Annotated in this window: 10 protein-coding genes and 1 pseudogene; 10 read left to right on the top strand and 1 reads right to left on the bottom strand. The window is 53.0% G+C overall.

Features of this window, described 5'->3' with window-relative positions:
- The first annotated feature begins 97 nt into the window (after positions 1-97).
- The 3 genes from fabR to CJD38_RS08465 all read left to right on the top strand — a co-directional run bounded on the left by fabR (position 98) and on the right by CJD38_RS08465 (position 2,588).
- Complete coding sequence (gene fabR / locus CJD38_RS08475) at positions 98-826, top strand: HTH-type transcriptional repressor FabR (RefSeq protein ID WP_107939906.1); 729 nt, start codon at positions 98-100, stop codon at positions 824-826.
- A gap of 188 nt (positions 827-1,014) precedes the next feature.
- The gene (locus CJD38_RS08470; RefSeq protein ID WP_107939905.1) at positions 1,015-1,896 is read left to right on the top strand and encodes a crotonase/enoyl-CoA hydratase family protein; all 882 of its coding nucleotides are present in this window, start codon (positions 1,015-1,017) and stop codon (positions 1,894-1,896) included.
- A 32-nt stretch (positions 1,897-1,928) separates the two neighbouring features.
- Positions 1,929-2,588, top strand: a complete 660-nt coding sequence (locus CJD38_RS08465; protein ID WP_107939904.1) for an NAD-dependent epimerase/dehydratase family protein — start codon at positions 1,929-1,931, stop codon at positions 2,586-2,588.
- Positions 2,589-2,604: 16 nt separating this feature from the next.
- On the opposite strand, the gene CJD38_RS18675 is transcribed toward CJD38_RS08465, so the two are convergent.
- The gene (locus CJD38_RS18675; RefSeq protein WP_107939903.1) at positions 2,605-3,696 is read right to left on the bottom strand and encodes a Fic family protein; all 1,092 of its coding nucleotides are present in this window, start codon (positions 3,694-3,696) and stop codon (positions 2,605-2,607) included.
- 221 nt (positions 3,697-3,917) lie between these two features.
- On the opposite strand from CJD38_RS18675, the pseudogene CJD38_RS18920 reads away from it, so the two are divergent.
- The 7 genes and pseudogenes from CJD38_RS18920 to CJD38_RS08430 all read left to right on the top strand — a co-directional run.
- Positions 3,918-4,013, top strand: a pseudogene (locus tag CJD38_RS18920) (epimerase); the annotation flags it as partial.
- A gap of 101 nt (positions 4,014-4,114) precedes the next feature.
- Positions 4,115-5,590, top strand: a complete 1,476-nt coding sequence (locus tag CJD38_RS08455; protein WP_107939902.1) for a type I restriction-modification system subunit M — start codon at positions 4,115-4,117, stop codon at positions 5,588-5,590.
- Complete coding sequence (locus CJD38_RS08450) at positions 5,587-6,684, top strand: restriction endonuclease subunit S (protein WP_161554194.1); 1,098 nt, start codon at positions 5,587-5,589, stop codon at positions 6,682-6,684. The genes CJD38_RS08455 and CJD38_RS08450 overlap by 4 nt, the downstream gene beginning before the upstream one ends.
- Before the next feature lie 3 nt (positions 6,685-6,687).
- Positions 6,688-10,170, top strand: coding sequence for a DEAD/DEAH box helicase family protein (locus tag CJD38_RS08445; RefSeq protein ID WP_107939900.1), 3,483 nt, complete (start codon positions 6,688-6,690; stop codon positions 10,168-10,170).
- 219 nt (positions 10,171-10,389) lie between these two features.
- Positions 10,390-11,151: an MbnP family protein gene (locus CJD38_RS08440; protein WP_107939899.1), complete on the top strand. Its 762-nt coding sequence runs from the start codon at positions 10,390-10,392 to the stop codon at positions 11,149-11,151.
- Entirely contained in the window at positions 11,151-12,566 is a 1,416-nt protein-coding gene (locus tag CJD38_RS08435; RefSeq protein WP_107939898.1) for a cytochrome-c peroxidase, read from the top strand. The genes CJD38_RS08440 and CJD38_RS08435 overlap by 1 nt, the downstream gene beginning before the upstream one ends.
- Positions 12,563-15,667, top strand: a complete 3,105-nt coding sequence (locus CJD38_RS08430) for an efflux RND transporter permease subunit (protein ID WP_206362927.1) — start codon at positions 12,563-12,565, stop codon at positions 15,665-15,667. Before CJD38_RS08435 ends, CJD38_RS08430 begins: the two co-directional genes overlap by 4 nt.
- Positions 15,668-16,052 lie beyond the last annotated feature (385 nt).

Raw genomic sequence — 16,052 nt, 5'->3', positions numbered from 1 at the left:
GTGAACACATGTTCACTCAACCGGAAATGTTTGTCAACAACTGTTCACTGAAATTGTGCTGGCAGTCCCATAAAATGGAAAATACCCAATCAGGATAATGCGTTATACTCGATACACGCGTTTCATCAAAGAGGTCATTGTGGACAAGGGAGGCGGCAAATCATCGGCATCGGGTCGCTCCAGCGCGCCAGAATTGGCCACGCGCGATGAGCGAAAACTACGCACGCGCAGCAGTTTGCTCGATGCAGCGCTGACCCTGATGCAACAAGGCCGCAGCTTCACCAGCCTCGGCCTGCGCGAAATCACCCGCGAAGCCGGCGTGGTGCCCACCTCCTTCTATCGCCACTTCCGCGATATGGACGAGCTCGGTCTGGCGCTCGTCGATGATGGCGGCGCAACGCTGCGCTCACTCCTTCGCGAAGCGCGCAAAGAATCTGCACCGGTCAGCGACATCATTCGCCGCTCCGTCACCATCTATAAAGAGTTCCTGCTCGACCGACACATGCACTTCATGTTCATTGCGGGCGAGCGCAGCGGCGGCTCGCCGGTGATTCGCAGCGCGATTCGCAACCAAGTGAATTTGTTTGTGTTGGAAATGAGCCAGGATTTGCGGCGCCTCAATTTTCTGCCGCACCTCTCCACCGCCACGCTACAAATGCTCTGCGGCCTCGTGGTCAACACCATGCTCAATGCGGCGAGCGATATTCTCGACATGCCGCCCGATGAGCCGACGCTGGAACAAGAGCTCCTCGATAATTTTGTGAAACAGCTGCGCCTGATTTTTCTCGGCGCCATTTCATGGAAAGAACCAGTCGCTAAGCCTTAAGTTGCTTGTCATTAGTTGCTTGTCATTCCCGCGCAGGCGGGAATCCAGTTCTTCTTTTAATAGCTTGCAACACACTTGCTTCCCGCCTACGCGAGCATGACGACGAATAAAATTAGTACAGATGGGCGAGCTTGTAATATGTCCTCAGCGCGTCCCACGCGAATCAACACAACATTGAGACAGCCAACATGAACTACAACACCCTCAACTGGTCCGTCAGCGACAGCATCCTCACCCTCACGCTCAATCGTCCTGAGCAGATGAATTCATTCACCGTCGAAATGGCGAATGAACTCGTCGACGCATTTAATCGTGCAAGCGTTGATGACGCCGTGCGCGCGATCGTCGTCACCGGCGCAGGCAAAGCGTTTTGTGCAGGCATGGACCTCACGCGTTCGGGCAATGTGTTTGGTCTCGATGAATCACAGAAGCCAACGCTGAAAGATATGGCAGAGCGTCAAGACGATCTTGCGATTCATGAAGGCGTGCGTGACACCGGCGGCCGCGTCACTCTCTCTATCTTTAATTGCACCAAACCAGTGATTGCTGCCATCAACGGCGCAGCAGTCGGCATCGGCGCAACCATGATCTGTGCGATGGACTTCCGCCTCGCATCAGAAAAAGCTCGCATCGGTTTTGTCTTCGGCAAAATCGGCATCACGCCAGAAGCCTGCTCAACCTGGTTCCTGCCACGCATCGTCGGCATCGAACAAGCATTGGAGTGGAACTACAGCGCAGACATCTTCGACGCAGAAGAAGCCAAGCGCGGTGGCTTGGTGCGTGCAGTCGTTGCACCAGATCAACTGCTGCCCGAAGCCTACAAACTCGCGCGTCGTTTCGTCGACAACAAATCACCAGTCGGCATCGCCCTCACGCGTCAGATGATGTACCGCAACTCCGCACAGCCGCATCCGATGGATGCACACAAGGTCGATTCACTCGCCATCTTCTACGCCAGCCAACAAGACGGCAAAGAAGGCGTGAAGTCCTTCCTCGAAAAGCGTGCACCGGATTTCAAAGCGAAAGTGTCGAGCGATATGCCGTCCTTCTATAAGGACTGGGCCAAGTAAGTCCTTCAACTCATCAAGCCGGAGCGCAAGATATGAAAGTAATTCTGTTCGGCGCTACCGGCATGGTGGGGCAAGGTGTTCTGCGTGAATGTCTGTTGGATAACGGAGTGGAGTCAGTACTTTCCGTTGGACGCACAGCACTCGAGCAAACCCATTCCAAGTTAAACAATCTGGTTCACGCAGATCTCTATAACTACAGTGCGATTGAAAGCGAGTTGTCGGGATACGACGCTTGCTTCTTCTGCCTCGGCGTATCAGCTTCTGGCATGAGCGAAGCGCAGTACCATCGCATCACTTACGACCTTACTCTCGCCGCCGCACAAACTTTGTCGCGACTGAATCCGCAGATGACGTTTGTATATGTCACCGGTATGGGCACCGACAGCAGCGAACGCGGCCGCAGCATGTGGGCGCGCGTGAAAGGCAAAACTGAAAACGCATTGCTGCGCTTGCCATTCAAAGCAGCCTATATGTTCAGGCCGGGCATGATTCAACCGTTGCATGGCATCAAATCCAAAACGGGTTTGTATCGCGCGATTTACGCGGTCACCGTGCCATTGCTGCCGCTGATTAAAGCGATGGCACCGAGTGCCATCACCACGACAGAGCAAGTAGGTCGCGCAATGATTAAAGTCGCGCGCGATGGAGCGTCTCGCCCTGTGTTGGAAGCAGCAGACATCAGCACGTATTGAGTGCTTGTCGACTTCACTACTCGCCCACAGGCGGTGCTTCCCCAGTGAGAATGCGGAACAGCGGCTCATTGATGTAGTAATTGTTTCGTCCGAGCTTGCTCTTGCGCAGCAGACCATCATCCGCCAACGCATCCAGATAACGCGTAGCGGTCAGGCGCGAAACTTTAAGGTCATGCTGAACAAAGTCGATCTTGGTGTACGGAAACGAAAACAGATTGTTGATGAGATCTTGACTGTAGAAGCGATGTTTCTCGCGAATACGATGCTTATATTCCAGCAGTAGACTCTTGATGCCCTGAATGGTGGTGATGCCTTCAGCTGCAGTTTTCTCCACGGCGTCGAGCATGTACAACACCCACTCTTCCCAAGCATCACGTTCACGTACAGCCTGTAGCTTGCTGTAGTAATCCGCCTTGCTGCCCACAATCGCACGACTCAGGTAGAGCACCGGAATATCCAGCAGCTTTTCCTTCACGAGATAAAGCACATTGATGATGCGCCCTGTGCGTCCATTGCCGTCATAAAACGGATGAATGCTTTCAAACTGATGATGAATCAGTGCCATCTTCACTAGCGGGTCGGCATCGAACAATGAGTTGTCATTAATGAAGCGTTCAAGATCGCCCATCAGATCCGGCAACAGCTCTGGTGACGGTGGCGTATAAATGACGCGACCCGCGCCATCTTTGAGCGTGGTGCCAGCTACCTTGCGATAACCCGTACGGCTTTGCTCCAAGACAGCTTGAATCTCTTGAATGTGATTGCCTGTGAGCAACCCAGTTTCCTGAACTGCTGAAAAGCCGATCTGCAAAGCGTGCGCATACAGCCGCACTTCTTTGGCCGCAGCGCTGCCCGGTGCCTCTGGTGAGGCATCACGGAACAGTTCGTCATGCGTAGTGACAATATTCTCAATGGCTGAACTTTCCTTAGCCTCTTGCAGGCCGAGGGTGCTGATGAGGATGCCCTGATTAGGAATAGAGGCAGCCACGCCTTTGAGTTCAGCAAGCTGGCGATTGGCAGTGATCAGCTTCTTCAGCACAGCCGGGGTCTCAAACCGGGCCGGGTCAATGGCCTGTAAGAGTGACTTGGGTGGCGAATAAGTACTCATTTATGAACATCTGGCAGATAACGTGTATAGATAATGCCATTTTTCTATACATGTTTCATGGGACATGTATAGATAATGCCACTTTTCTATACATGTTAAATTCGACATGTATAGATTTAGCCAGAAATGCTCAGGGATTGCCCCATGCCAAACGCAGAGGCTTACGGTTTAAGGACATGGATGAGTCTGGCTCCATTTGTTTCTTGCGAAGCCCAGCGTGGCGTGTGCCATTCAAAGCCATATATATGTTTCGCTCAGGTTCGATACAACCGCGCCACGGCATCAAATCAAAAACGGACTGTTACCAAGCCTTTTACGAAAATCAATAATTAATGTTTTTGAATTGCCTGAAAATGATCGTTTTGCTGCACAATCCAAAAGAAATCAAAAATAACTATTTAAAACTGGGGCTGTACGCATGATCACCGGGGAAATCAAAAGTCAGGTTGATCGCATCTGGGATGCGTTCTGGAGCGGCGGTATCGCCAACCCGATGGAAATCATTGAGCAGATGACCTATCTGCTTTTCATCAAGCGTCTGGATGAGCTGCACACCGTGCAGGAGAAGAAAGCCAACCGCCTGAAGCGCGCCATCGAAAAGCCCGTGTTCACACCCGCGCAAGAAAAACTGCGTTGGTCGGTGTTCCGCCAAATGGGCGACCCCAAGGCCATGTACGCCATGGTCGCAGATAAGGTTTTCCCCTTCATTAAAACCCTGGGGGAAGGCAGTACCTATGCCACGCACATGAAAGATGCGCGTTTCACCATCCCCACACCAGCACTTCTGGCCAAGGTGGTGGACCTGCTCGATGCTATCCCGATGGAGGACCGCGACACCAAGGGCGATCTCTACGAATACATGCTAGGCAAAATTGCCAGCGCTGGGCAGAACGGCCAGTTTCGCACCCCGCGCCACATCATCAAGTTGATGGTGGACATGATGGCGCCCAAGCCTAACGACACCATCTGTGATCCCGCCTGCGGTACTGCGGGCTTCCTCGTTGCCGCCGCCGAATACCTGCAAGCCCAGCACGAATCGGAAATTTATAAGGACAAAGCCAGCACGCAACGCTTCAACACCGAAACCTTTCACGGTTTTGACTTTGACAACACCATGCTGCGCGTCGGCAGCATGAACATGCTGCTGCATGGCGTAGAAAGCCCCGCCATCGAAAACCGTGATTCCTTAAGCGAAGGCCACGCCGGGGTAGAAGGCCAGTTCAGCCTCATCCTCGCCAACCCGCCGTTCGCAGGTAGTCTTGATTACGAAAGTACAGCCAAAGATTTGCTGACGGTTGTCAAAACCAAAAAGACTGAGCTGCTGTTTCTCGCCCTGTTTCTGCGCCTGCTCAAGCCCGGCGGCCGCGCCGCCGTCATCGTGCCAGACGGCGTGTTGTTCGGCTCCAGCAAGGCGCACAAAACGCTGCGCCGTGCCATTGTTGAAGACCACAAGCTGGACGGCATCGTCTCCATGCCCTCCGGCGTATTCAAGCCTTATGCTGGCGTCTCTACCGCCATCCTGTTCTTTACCCGCACCGACTCCGGCGGCACGGATAACGTCTGGTTCTACGATATGAAGGCAGACGGCTACTCGCTGGACGATAAGCGCGCCCCGCTCGATGCCTCGAATTCCCAGACCAACAACCTGCCTGACATCCTGCAACGCTGGACTCACCGCAGCGCCGAAATTGGCCGTACGCGCACAGAGCGGAGTTTCCTCGTACCTAAGGCCGAGATCGCCGGCAATGACTACGACCTGTCCATTAACCGCTACAAGCAGATTGTCTATGCTGAGGTGCAGCACGAATCGCCGAAGAAGATTCTGGCGGAGCTAAAGGCGCTGGAGGTAGAGATTCTGAAGGGAATGGAGGAGTTGGAGGGGATGCTGTCTTGAATTGGGAGCAGAGACCATTAGAAGCAGTTGCAACGCTCCAGCGTGGATACGATCTGCCGGTTCAGGACAGACGGGATGGCACCGTTCCGATTTTCGCTGCCAACGGCATAGTTGGATTTCATGCTGAGCACCAAGCCCGCGGTCCAGGAGTCGTGACCGGAAGAAGCGGAAGCATTGGCAAGGTTCACTACTCAGAGGGTCCGTACTGGCCGCTTAATACGTCGCTGTACGTGAAGAATTTTCACGGTAATGAGCCACGCTACATCTATTGGCTACTACGACAAATGCGCCTTGAACAGTACCACGAAGGCACGGGCGTTCCGACGCTAAATCGCAACGTCGTGCATCGTGAACTGGTCCCAGTACCACCCCTTCCGGAACAACGCCGCATCGCAGCGATTCTGGACAAGGCTGACGCGCTACGCGCCAAGCGCCGCGAAGCCATCGCCAAGCTCGATCAGCTTTTGCAGTCAGTGTTCCTCGACATGTTCGGCGACCCGGTCACGAATCCTAAAGGTTGGCCGAAGGCTACCATCGGCGAACTTGCTTCCTTTATTACGAGTGGCTCGCGCGGCTGGGCGGCGCACTATTCAGAATCGGGAGCGCTGTTTATTCGAATTCAGAATCTAGTCGGTGGTGAACTAGACATGGAAGACTGCGCATTCGTAAATCCTCCGGATTCTGCTGAGGCACGACGAACTTTGGTTCAGCCCGGCGATGTGCTGGTCAGTATTACTGCAGATCTAGGCCGTACAGCAGTGGTTCCAACCGACATCGGGCGCGCACATATTAATCAGCACATCGCGATACTTCGTCTTGTCGACGTCAATCCGGCTTTCGTCTCACATTTCCTTGCAAGTTCTGGCGGCCAACAGCAGTTCCAGAAATTGAATAGGTCAGCTGTAAAAGCTGGGTTGAACTTCAATGATCTTCGATCTCTTGAGGTACTAATGCCGTCGCAAGCCGTACAAGAAAAATATCTGTCGGTGATCGCCAAAGTAAGGGCGTCTCAGGTGCAGATGACAAATCAGCTGCTCAAGTCGGATTTACAGTTTGCTGCTTTGCAGCAACAGGCATTCCAAGGCAATCTTTAATCCATGACTAACTTCCAGTATCTCCACCCTGAATTCAAAACGCTGCTCGAACCAGCTAAGGGTGCGGAGCAACTGGTTCATTCTGATTCCCGTGCATCTTGCATGCGCACCCGCTTTGCGTTGGAACAGGCGGTTCATTGGTTGTACGAACACGACCGCGATCTACGCATGCCGTATGACCGCAGCCTCAATGCGCTACTCACGGCCTCAGATTTTGAAGAGTTATTACCGCCGCCGATTCTGCAAAAAGCGAGACTGATTCAGAAGGTTGGCAACCAGGCCGTACATTCCAGTCAATTTATCGGCTCAGGTGATGCGCAAAATCTGGTGCGAGAGTTGTTTCATATTTTGTTTTGGCTGGCGCGCACGTATACACGGGCAAGTGATCCCAAATCGATTGAAGCTACCTTTGACGCCAATCGAATCCCCAAGCTGGTGCGAGCCGATGAAGCCAAAGAGGCGATGCAGGCGCTGACACGCGATGAGCTAAAGAAGCAAGAAGCACAGTTTAAGCAGCAGATTGACGCACAACATAAAACCTTAGAAGTGCGTGAAGCCGCCATTGCCGAACAGGCCGCCACGCTCGCCGAGCGTGAAGCGCTGCTGGCCAAGGTCAATGCAGATCTCGCCGCTGTGCGCGCAGAGCTGGCACAAGCCAAGGCTGCGAGCATTAAGGTACCTGACCATCACGACTACAACGAAGCGGATACGCGCCGTTACTTTATTGATGTGCTGCTGCGCGAAGCTGGTTGGGAGTTAGGCAAAACAGCAGGCATTGAAGTGCCCGTTGTTGGTATGCCGAATGAAAAGAGTGAAGGCTTCGTTGATTACGTGCTGTGGGGTGCTGACGGCAAACCGCTGGCGGTAGTTGAGGCCAAGCGCACGCTCAAAGATGCCGATGTGGGCCGTCAACAAGCCAAGCTCTATGCCGATTGCTTGGAACAAATGAAGGGTCAGCGCCCGCTGATCTTCTACTCCAACGGAAACCACACTTGGTTGTGGGATGACCAACGCGCGCCACCGCGTGAAGTGCAAGGTTTTTACAGCCGTGAAGAGTTGGAGCTGGCGATTAAACGTCGCAGCCTGCAAACCGACCTTAAAGGTTTGGCGATTAGCAAAACCATTGTTGAGCGCAGCTACCAACAGCGTGCCATTCGGTCGATGGGGGAGACCCTGAGCAAAGGTAAACGTGCAGGCCTGCTGACCATGGCCACCGGCACCGGCAAGACGCGCATGAGCATTGCCTTAATTGAACTGCTGATGCGCGCCAACTGGGTTAAGCGTGTGCTGTTTCTGGCTGACCGCGTGGCGTTGGTAAAGCAGGCGACAAATGCCTTTAAGGCACATTTGCCAGATAGCAGCCCGGTGAACTTGGTGACCGATAAAAATGGCCAAGGGCGCGTTTACCTTTCGACCTATCCAACGATGATGGGTTTGATTGAAGAGATGGAAGGCGACCGCCGCAAATATGGCGTGGGCCACTTTGATCTGATTGTGATTGATGAAGCGCACCGCAGCGTGTACCAAAAGTACGGCGCAATCTTTAAATACTTTGATAGCTATCTCGTTGGCCTTACCGCAACGCCGCGCGATGAGGTGCATCACGATACCTATCACCTGTTCGGCCTTGAAACTGGTGTGCCGACCGATGCATATGGTCTTGAAGAAGCAGTTGCCGATGGTTATCTGGTGCCGCCTAAGTCGCATTCTGTGCCGATTAGGTTTGTGCGTGAGGGCATTAAGTACAACGAGCTGAGCCAGCAAGAGCGAGAGCACTGGGATTCACTTGATTGGGGCGACCATGAAGACGATCAGCCGCCAGACGCAGTGCTCGCCTCTGAGGTGAATAAGCAGCTCTTCAATGAAAGCACGGTTGATCTGATGCTGCAGCATTTAATGCAGCACGGGCTGAAAGTGGATGGCGGCGACAAGCTAGGCAAGACCATTATCTTTGCAGTGAATCAAGAGCACGCAAAGTTTATTGCCAGCCGTTTTGATCATCACTACCCACACCTAAAAGGCGAGTTTGCACGCGTGATTACACACGCGGTGAGTTATGCACAGTCTTTGATTGATGACTTCAGCAACAAGGCCAAGAACCCGCATATTGCGATTTCGGTGGATATGCTCGATACCGGTATCGACGTGCCTGAGGTTGTGAACCTTGTGTTCTTCAAAGCGGTGCGCAGCAAGGTCAAGTTTCTGCAGATGATTGGCCGAGGCACGCGCCTGTGTCCGGATTTGTTTGGACCGGGCGCAGATAAATCTGAATTTTTTATCTTTGATTTCTGCGGCAACTTTGAGTATTTCAACGAGAACCCGAAAGGCGCTGTTGCGTCTGCTACCGAGCCCTTGCAGAAGCGTTTGTTTAAACGGCGCTTGGAATTATTGGCTGCGTTACCTAAGCATGAATCAACTAATACAGGTAGTCAGCAAGAGGCAGGCGGGTCTTATGATCCACTAGCGACACTGCGTAATAATTTAGCCGGACTACTTCACACTGAAGTGGCAGCAATGAATCTCGACAACTTTATTGTGCGTACTGAGCGTGAGCATGTAACGCGCTTTAAGCAGGCCGAGAGTTGGGTAGAGTTGGACGAGATGTCGTTCATCAATCTTCGCGATCATGTTGCAGGTTTGCCAACTGAACAAGAGTCAGAGCACATAACCGCCAAGCTGTTTGATCTCACGTGCCTTAATCTGCAGTTAGCCTTAATCAATTCAACACCCGGCTTTGTGACGTATCGAGACAGAATTATTGATCTGGCGAGCGATCTCGAAAAGAAAGACAGTATTCCAGCCGTGAAGGCTGAACTTGCTTTGATTCAAGATGTGCAAACCGAAGATTACTGGCGCGACATTTCGTTGCCGATGATTGAAGCATTACGCAAAAAAATGCGCGGCCTGATTCAGTTTATTGATCGCAATATGATCAAGCCGGTGTATAGCGCGTTTACCGACGAGATTGGTACGTCATCTGAAGTCACGCTGACCAATTTCAGCACTGGCATCAATCTCGCTCAGTACCGTCGCAAAGTAGAACGCTATATCCGCGATAACGAAAACCACATTGTTATTGCCAAACTCAAACACAACAAAGCGCTGACGCCGACTGACTTGGCTGAGTTGGAGCGATTTGTATTTGAATCTGAGGCTGTAGAAAGCCGTGAACGATTCGAGCAGATCTTTGGCGCTGATCGGCCACTGACTGTTTTTATCCGCTCCCTCGTCGGGTTGGATCGCAATGCAGCCAAGGATGCTTTCGGGCAGTTCTTAGACTCAGCTCGCTACAACAGCCATCAGATACGTTTTGTTGAAATGATCATTGAGAAGTTGACGCAGAGCGGAGTGATGGACCCAGGACAACTGTATGAGCCTCCGTTCACAAGTGCACACCATCAAGGCATTGACGGCGTTTTCAACGACGCGGAAGCCGATAAGATCATCGCAACACTCTCCGATATCAATAATCGGGCAGCAGCCTAAATTTGATATTGGTTAACTCGGTTCAGAACGCCAAACCGAATATTCATATTCCGACACGGTCTAGATTTGCCCGGTTATTAAACCAAACTGGAATATATGATTGCCCCGAACCGTTGAGCTCGCTGTTGCGAGCCAATGTTGGCTATCGCAATCAGGATTCGGGAACGCTGCAACATGGGGAGCGGAACATCATTCAGGCAGGCATGTGCTGCCGCGATTTTGGCTGCTCTCTTAGGTGGCTGCTCACCGAGTGCGGAGACGAATGCGTTTCCGGTCGGCATTGAAATCACGCACCACGTTGCGACGCAGCCGCTGCGTCTGGACGGCACGCTCTACAAAACTTCTGCTGGCGATGAGTACTCGCTTGATCACGTTCGTTACTACCTCAGCAATTTCCGGTTGAGGCGCGCGGATGGCACGTGGTTTGTTAATCCGCAGAGTGCGGAGAGCAGCCAAGGCTATTTCTTGGTCGATGCGGCATTAAAGGAATCGCTCACTTTTCCGATTGGCCTCGTGCCGCCCGGCGAGTATTCGGGCATTGAGTTTCTGATTGGCATTGATCCTGTTCGCAATGGCGCAGGCGTGCAAAGCGGTGAGCTGGATCCAGCTCGCGGCATGTTCTGGACTTGGAGTACGGGCTACATCTTCTTCAAGTTAGAAGGTCACTCGCCGCAGTCGTCCAGCAAGAAGCACGAACTCACTTATCACCTTGGCGGTAATGGACCGACATCCGGCGCGCGTCTTGTGTTCCTGCCTTTGGGTAAGGAATCGATCAAGGTGAATGCGAAAACGCGGGCGCAAATTCATCTTAGTGCGGATATCGCGCAGGTCTTTGAAGGTGCGAATCGCATTCGCATCGCTGAGCTTTCGGAAGCGATGTCACCGAAAGCAGGCATGCCGATTGCGGACAATGTTGCTGGGCTCTTCAGTGTTGAGCATGTGCACAATGTTGCTGTTGCGGACAATGCCGCAGCGCCCTGATGAAACGGTCACGACGATTACTATGGGCGGGACTGGCCATTGCTGTTGGCTTGTTGGGCGCTGTCATCTTGCGTGATCGCAGCGAGCACAAGGTTGTTGATGCGCCGAAATTCGAAGTCCCTAAGAACTGGCCAGCACCGCAATACGATTTCAAAAATAATCCGATCACCGCGGAAGGCTTCGCTCTCGGTCGAAAGCTTTTCTACGATGCACAGCTATCGCGAGATGGCAGCGTGTCTTGCGGAAGTTGCCATCAGCAATTTGCAGCGTTTGCACAACTCGATCATCCGGTCAGTCATGGCATCGGCGGCATAAACGGTAAACGTAATGCGCCGGGTTTGTTCAACCTCGCCTGGCAACCGCAGCTGATGTGGGATGGCGCGGCAACCCATCTTGAGACGCAGCCGATATTGCCCATCAGCAATCCGTTGGAGATGGGCGAAACGCTGTCGAACATTATTGATAAATTAAAAGCGGATCAAAGCTACGCGCCATTATTTGAGCAGGCCTTTGGTACACCGGGCATTGATTCGCAACGCACGCTGCGTGCATTGGCGCAATTCACCGGCAGCTTGGTTTCCAGTCATTCGCGTTATGACGGTTACGTTGCCGGTGAAGAAAAGTTTTCAACTGATGAAACTGCGGGCCTCAAGCTGTTTCGCCAGAACTGCGCCGCATGTCATCGCGAGCCCTTGTTCTCTGACTATAGCTATCGCAACAACGGACTTGATGCGCAGCCAGAAGATGAAGGGCGTAAAGGTGTAACAGGCAAGTCAGAAGATCATGGATTGTTCCGCGTGCCGTCGCTGCGCAATATCGCGCTGACGTCGCCTTATATGCATGACGGTCGTTTTACCAAGTTGGAACAAGTGCTGGATCATTACGATCACGGCGTCGCCGCGTCACCTGCACTTGATCCGCTTTTGGCCAAAGGCATTCCACTGAATCAACAGCAGCGCCGCGAGTTGTTGAGTTTCTTGAATACGCTGACCGATCAACAGTTCATCAATGACGTGCGCTTTGCGGAGATTGATCTGGCAAAGACGGCGAAACCATCGTTGCTTGATTCGGTGTTTGCTGCAAAGCGTTCTAGCGACATTGTTGCTCCTGCACGTGCAGGTCGTTCGCGCTTGATCTTGCAATCAGAGAACGTGGAGCTTGTGCTGGTGCATGAGATTGATGATCTGGTGATTTACGCCGATGACTTTGGCAGCAACACGCCGTTGAAAGGACTCAATCTGAGCGTGCGCGTTGGCAATCAATTGCTGCGTGCGGCGGAAGATGGTGAAGGTGTTTATCGTATTCCCGCAGAGCGCATCGACTTTAAACAATCGCAAGCAATCAAGATCAGCGTGCAAAGCTCAGGTTTAAATGAGCAACTACAAGGCACGTTGCTCGGCGAGAGACTGCAATGATTTACTCACGCCTCGTCGAAGTCAGTCTGCGTAATCCCGTCATCGTTGTCGCATTGGCGCTGATTCTTTTAGCCGTCGGAATATTCCAGACACAGCAGTTGCCAGTGGATGTGCTGCCGGATTTAACGCGGCCGATGGTGACGGTGCAGGCAGAGACAGCGGGCCTCGCGCCAGAAGATGTCGAATCGCAAGTAACGTTTCCACTCGAAACAGCGCTCAGCGGATTGCAGGGTGTCAGCAGAATTCGTTCGCTCTCCAGCCCGGGTTTGTCGGTGGTGTATGCGGAGTTTGAATGGGGCACCGATCCGTTTCGTAATCGCCAACTGGTTGCAGAGCGTGTCGACTCGATTCGTTCTCAACTCGCCGCGATTGCTGATCCGCGTATCGGGCCACTCACTTCCTTGATGGGTGAGATTTATCTGGTCGCATTGCAGGCCGTGCCAGCAACGAGCAATCCGCAGCAAGTGCGTGAACATGCGGATTGGAGTTTGCGGCCCAAGCTGTTGAGCTTGCCGGGTGTGGCGCAGGTTGTTGTGATTGGTGGCGAGGTCAAGCAGTACGAGATACGGCCTGATCTTGAAAAGTTGAAACTGCACGGCGTGACGCTCGCGCAAATTACTGAAGCCACGAGTGGCTTTGGCAATAACACTGGCGCCAGCTTTGCTGATGCGAATGGCGCGGAATTCGCGATTCGCAGTTTGGGTCGTCCGCTCAACTTGGAAGATCTGGCGCAGACTGCCGTTGCATGGCGTGGCACGGGTGCGCTGCGATTGGGTCAGGTTGCCGATGTCGCGGTTGGTGCAAAGCTGAAGCGCGGCGATGCGGGCATGAATGGTCAGCCCGCAGTGATTCTTGCAATCCAGAAACAGCCGGGCACCGATACGCTGCAACTCACGCATGCAATCGAACATGCCTTGGCGGAGTCCGATGTTCATCTGCCGAAAGGAACGCATCGCACAACATTATTCAGGCAAGCCGATTTCATCGACGAATCGGTTGCGAATGTCAGCGAGGCCTTGTTGGAAGGTGCGCTTGTTGTTGCGCTGATTCTCTTCTTGTTCATCGCCAGCGCGCGCATTACTTTGGTGGCGCTGCTTGCGATTCCACTTTCTGTGCTCGCTGCGATTCTTGTGCTGCATGGTTTTGGTTTCACCATCAACACGATGACGTTGGGCGGTCTCGCCATCGCTGTTGGCGAATTGGTTGACGATGCCGTTGTGGGCATTGAGAACGTCGTCAGACGTTTGCGTCGCAATGCAGAGTTAATTGAGCCCTCGCCGATCTGGCGTGTGATTGCTGACGCGACGTTGGAAGTCCGTTCCGGAATTCTTTACGCAAGCTTGCTGATTGTTTTGGTCTTCGTGCCGCTGTTTGCTTTGGATGGCGTGGAAGGTCGTCTGTTCATTCCATTGGCTTCTGCATACATGGCGGCGATTGCGGCGAGTTTGGTGGTATCGATCACCTTGATTCCGGTGCTGATCCGATTCTCGCTGCCCGTAACAACGCAGCTGCCGCAAGAACCGGCTTGGCTCAAGCGATTGAAGGTGCGTTACACCGAGCTACTGCAGCGCGCGCTGGCTGTGCCACGCCCAACGTTTATTGTGGTTGGCGTGCTCGCCGTGATTGCTGTTGTCGTGGCAACACAACTCCCGCGTAGTTTCCTGCCCTCATTTAATGAGCGCACGCTAACGGTCAACGTGCTGCTACAGCCCGGCATCTCGCTTGAAGAATCAAACCGCGTTGGCGCACTCGCAGAGACCTTGTCATTAAAAGTGCCTGAAGTACTCAGTGTTGGCCGCCGAACCGGACGCGCAGAATTCGACGAGCATGCCGAAGGCATTTATTACTCCGAGTTGGAAATGAAACTGCGTGCCGATGGTCGGAAGCGCGCAGAAGTTGTGGCTGATCTGCGTGCAAAGCTTTCTGTGCTGCCGGGCACTTTGATTTTTGGTCAGCCGATTTCTCATCGACTCGATCACTTGCTGTCAGGCGTGAAAGCGCCGCTGGCCGTAAAGATTTACGGTGATGATCTCGCCGTGCTTCGCGATATCGCCGAGAACGTGCGCAAGCGCCTCGCAGAAATTCCAGGCTTGGGTGATGTGCAGGTTGAGAAGCAGGCAGCAGTACCGCAACTGCAAGTTCGCGTTGATCCACGTCGCGCTGCACAGTACGGCGCATCTGTTCCGCGTGTGCAAGATGCGCTGACGGAGCTGACGATCGGACGAACGCTGTCGCGTGTGATTGAGCAGGAGCGGCGTTTCGATTTGGTGCTGCGTCTGCCGCAGGAAAAAATCACACCGAATGTTATTGGCCAAACCTTGTTTGATACACCAGCGGGCGCAGTGCCTTTGAACTGGTTGGCGGACATCGCGATTGCAGAAGGCCCCAATCAGATTCTGCGAGAAGGACAACGTCGTCGCATTGTCGTCTCTGCCTATTCAGCTGACGGACAATTTGATCACGGCGCAGCGAGCGTGCCGAATGCGCTGAAGAAAATTCCGCTGCCTGCCGGTTATGAGTTGAAGCTCGAAGGCGAATCCCTCGCCGCTCAACAAGCGACGGTTCGTATTCTGCAGCTCGCGCTGGTTTCCTTATTGCTGATGCTCGCCGTGCTTTACAGCCGTTACAGTTCGCTGCGTTTGGCTTTGATTGTGCTCGCCAATGTTCCGCTCGCCATGGTCGGCGGAATTTTTGTGCTGGCGATAACGAACACGCCGATCTCTATCGCCAGCTTGATTGGCTTTGTCACGCTCGCGGGCATCGCGGCACGCAATGGCATTCTCAAGGTCAGCCACTATCTGAATTTGGTACTGGCCGAGAATGAGCGCTTTGGCACGGCGCTGATTCTTCGCGGCTCGTCGGAGCGCTTGGCGCCTGTATTAATGACAGCGCTGATCGCCGCACTCGCGCTGCTGCCGCTGTTGTTCTCGGCAGACGCGCCGGGCAAGGAAATTCTGCACCCGGTGGCGCTGGTCATTTTTGGCGGACTGGTCAGCAGCACGCTGTTCGACAGCTTCCTGACGCCCCTGCTGTTCCATCGATACGGCGCTGCGCCTTTGCAGCGTTTGCAACAGCAGAAACAGGGCGCCGCGCTCTATTAATGTCTGCCCGGCTTCGGGCATCCCAAGCGGGACTTGATGGGTATAGGCATCAATTTATGTATTTTGATGGTTATAGACATTGAAACGTACTAAATATCCTACATATTTCACGTTATCTATCAGGCGAGCTTATGCTTTTGGAATATGCTTATAACCGTATAATAAAAATAACAAGAATAAACAATAAAATACGAGGATAAGATCAAGCAAAATCGGCTAAGTTCAATCTGGCCTATAGTCCATAACGATCTATCCTATTAAACATAACTTCTAGAAATCAGGCTTTTATAGCTGAGTATTCTTTGTATTATCGAGTCAGACGGAATGTAGGGTCACCCGTCTATATTCGGATGAGACGTGACGGCGTACAGAAACGGTTCTGTAG

Source organism: Stenotrophobium rhamnosiphilum (assembly GCF_003052265.1).
GTDB classification, from domain to species: domain Bacteria; phylum Pseudomonadota; class Gammaproteobacteria; order Nevskiales; family Nevskiaceae; genus Stenotrophobium; species Stenotrophobium rhamnosiphilum.
This window is presented reverse-complemented; position numbering and strand designations above follow the sequence as displayed.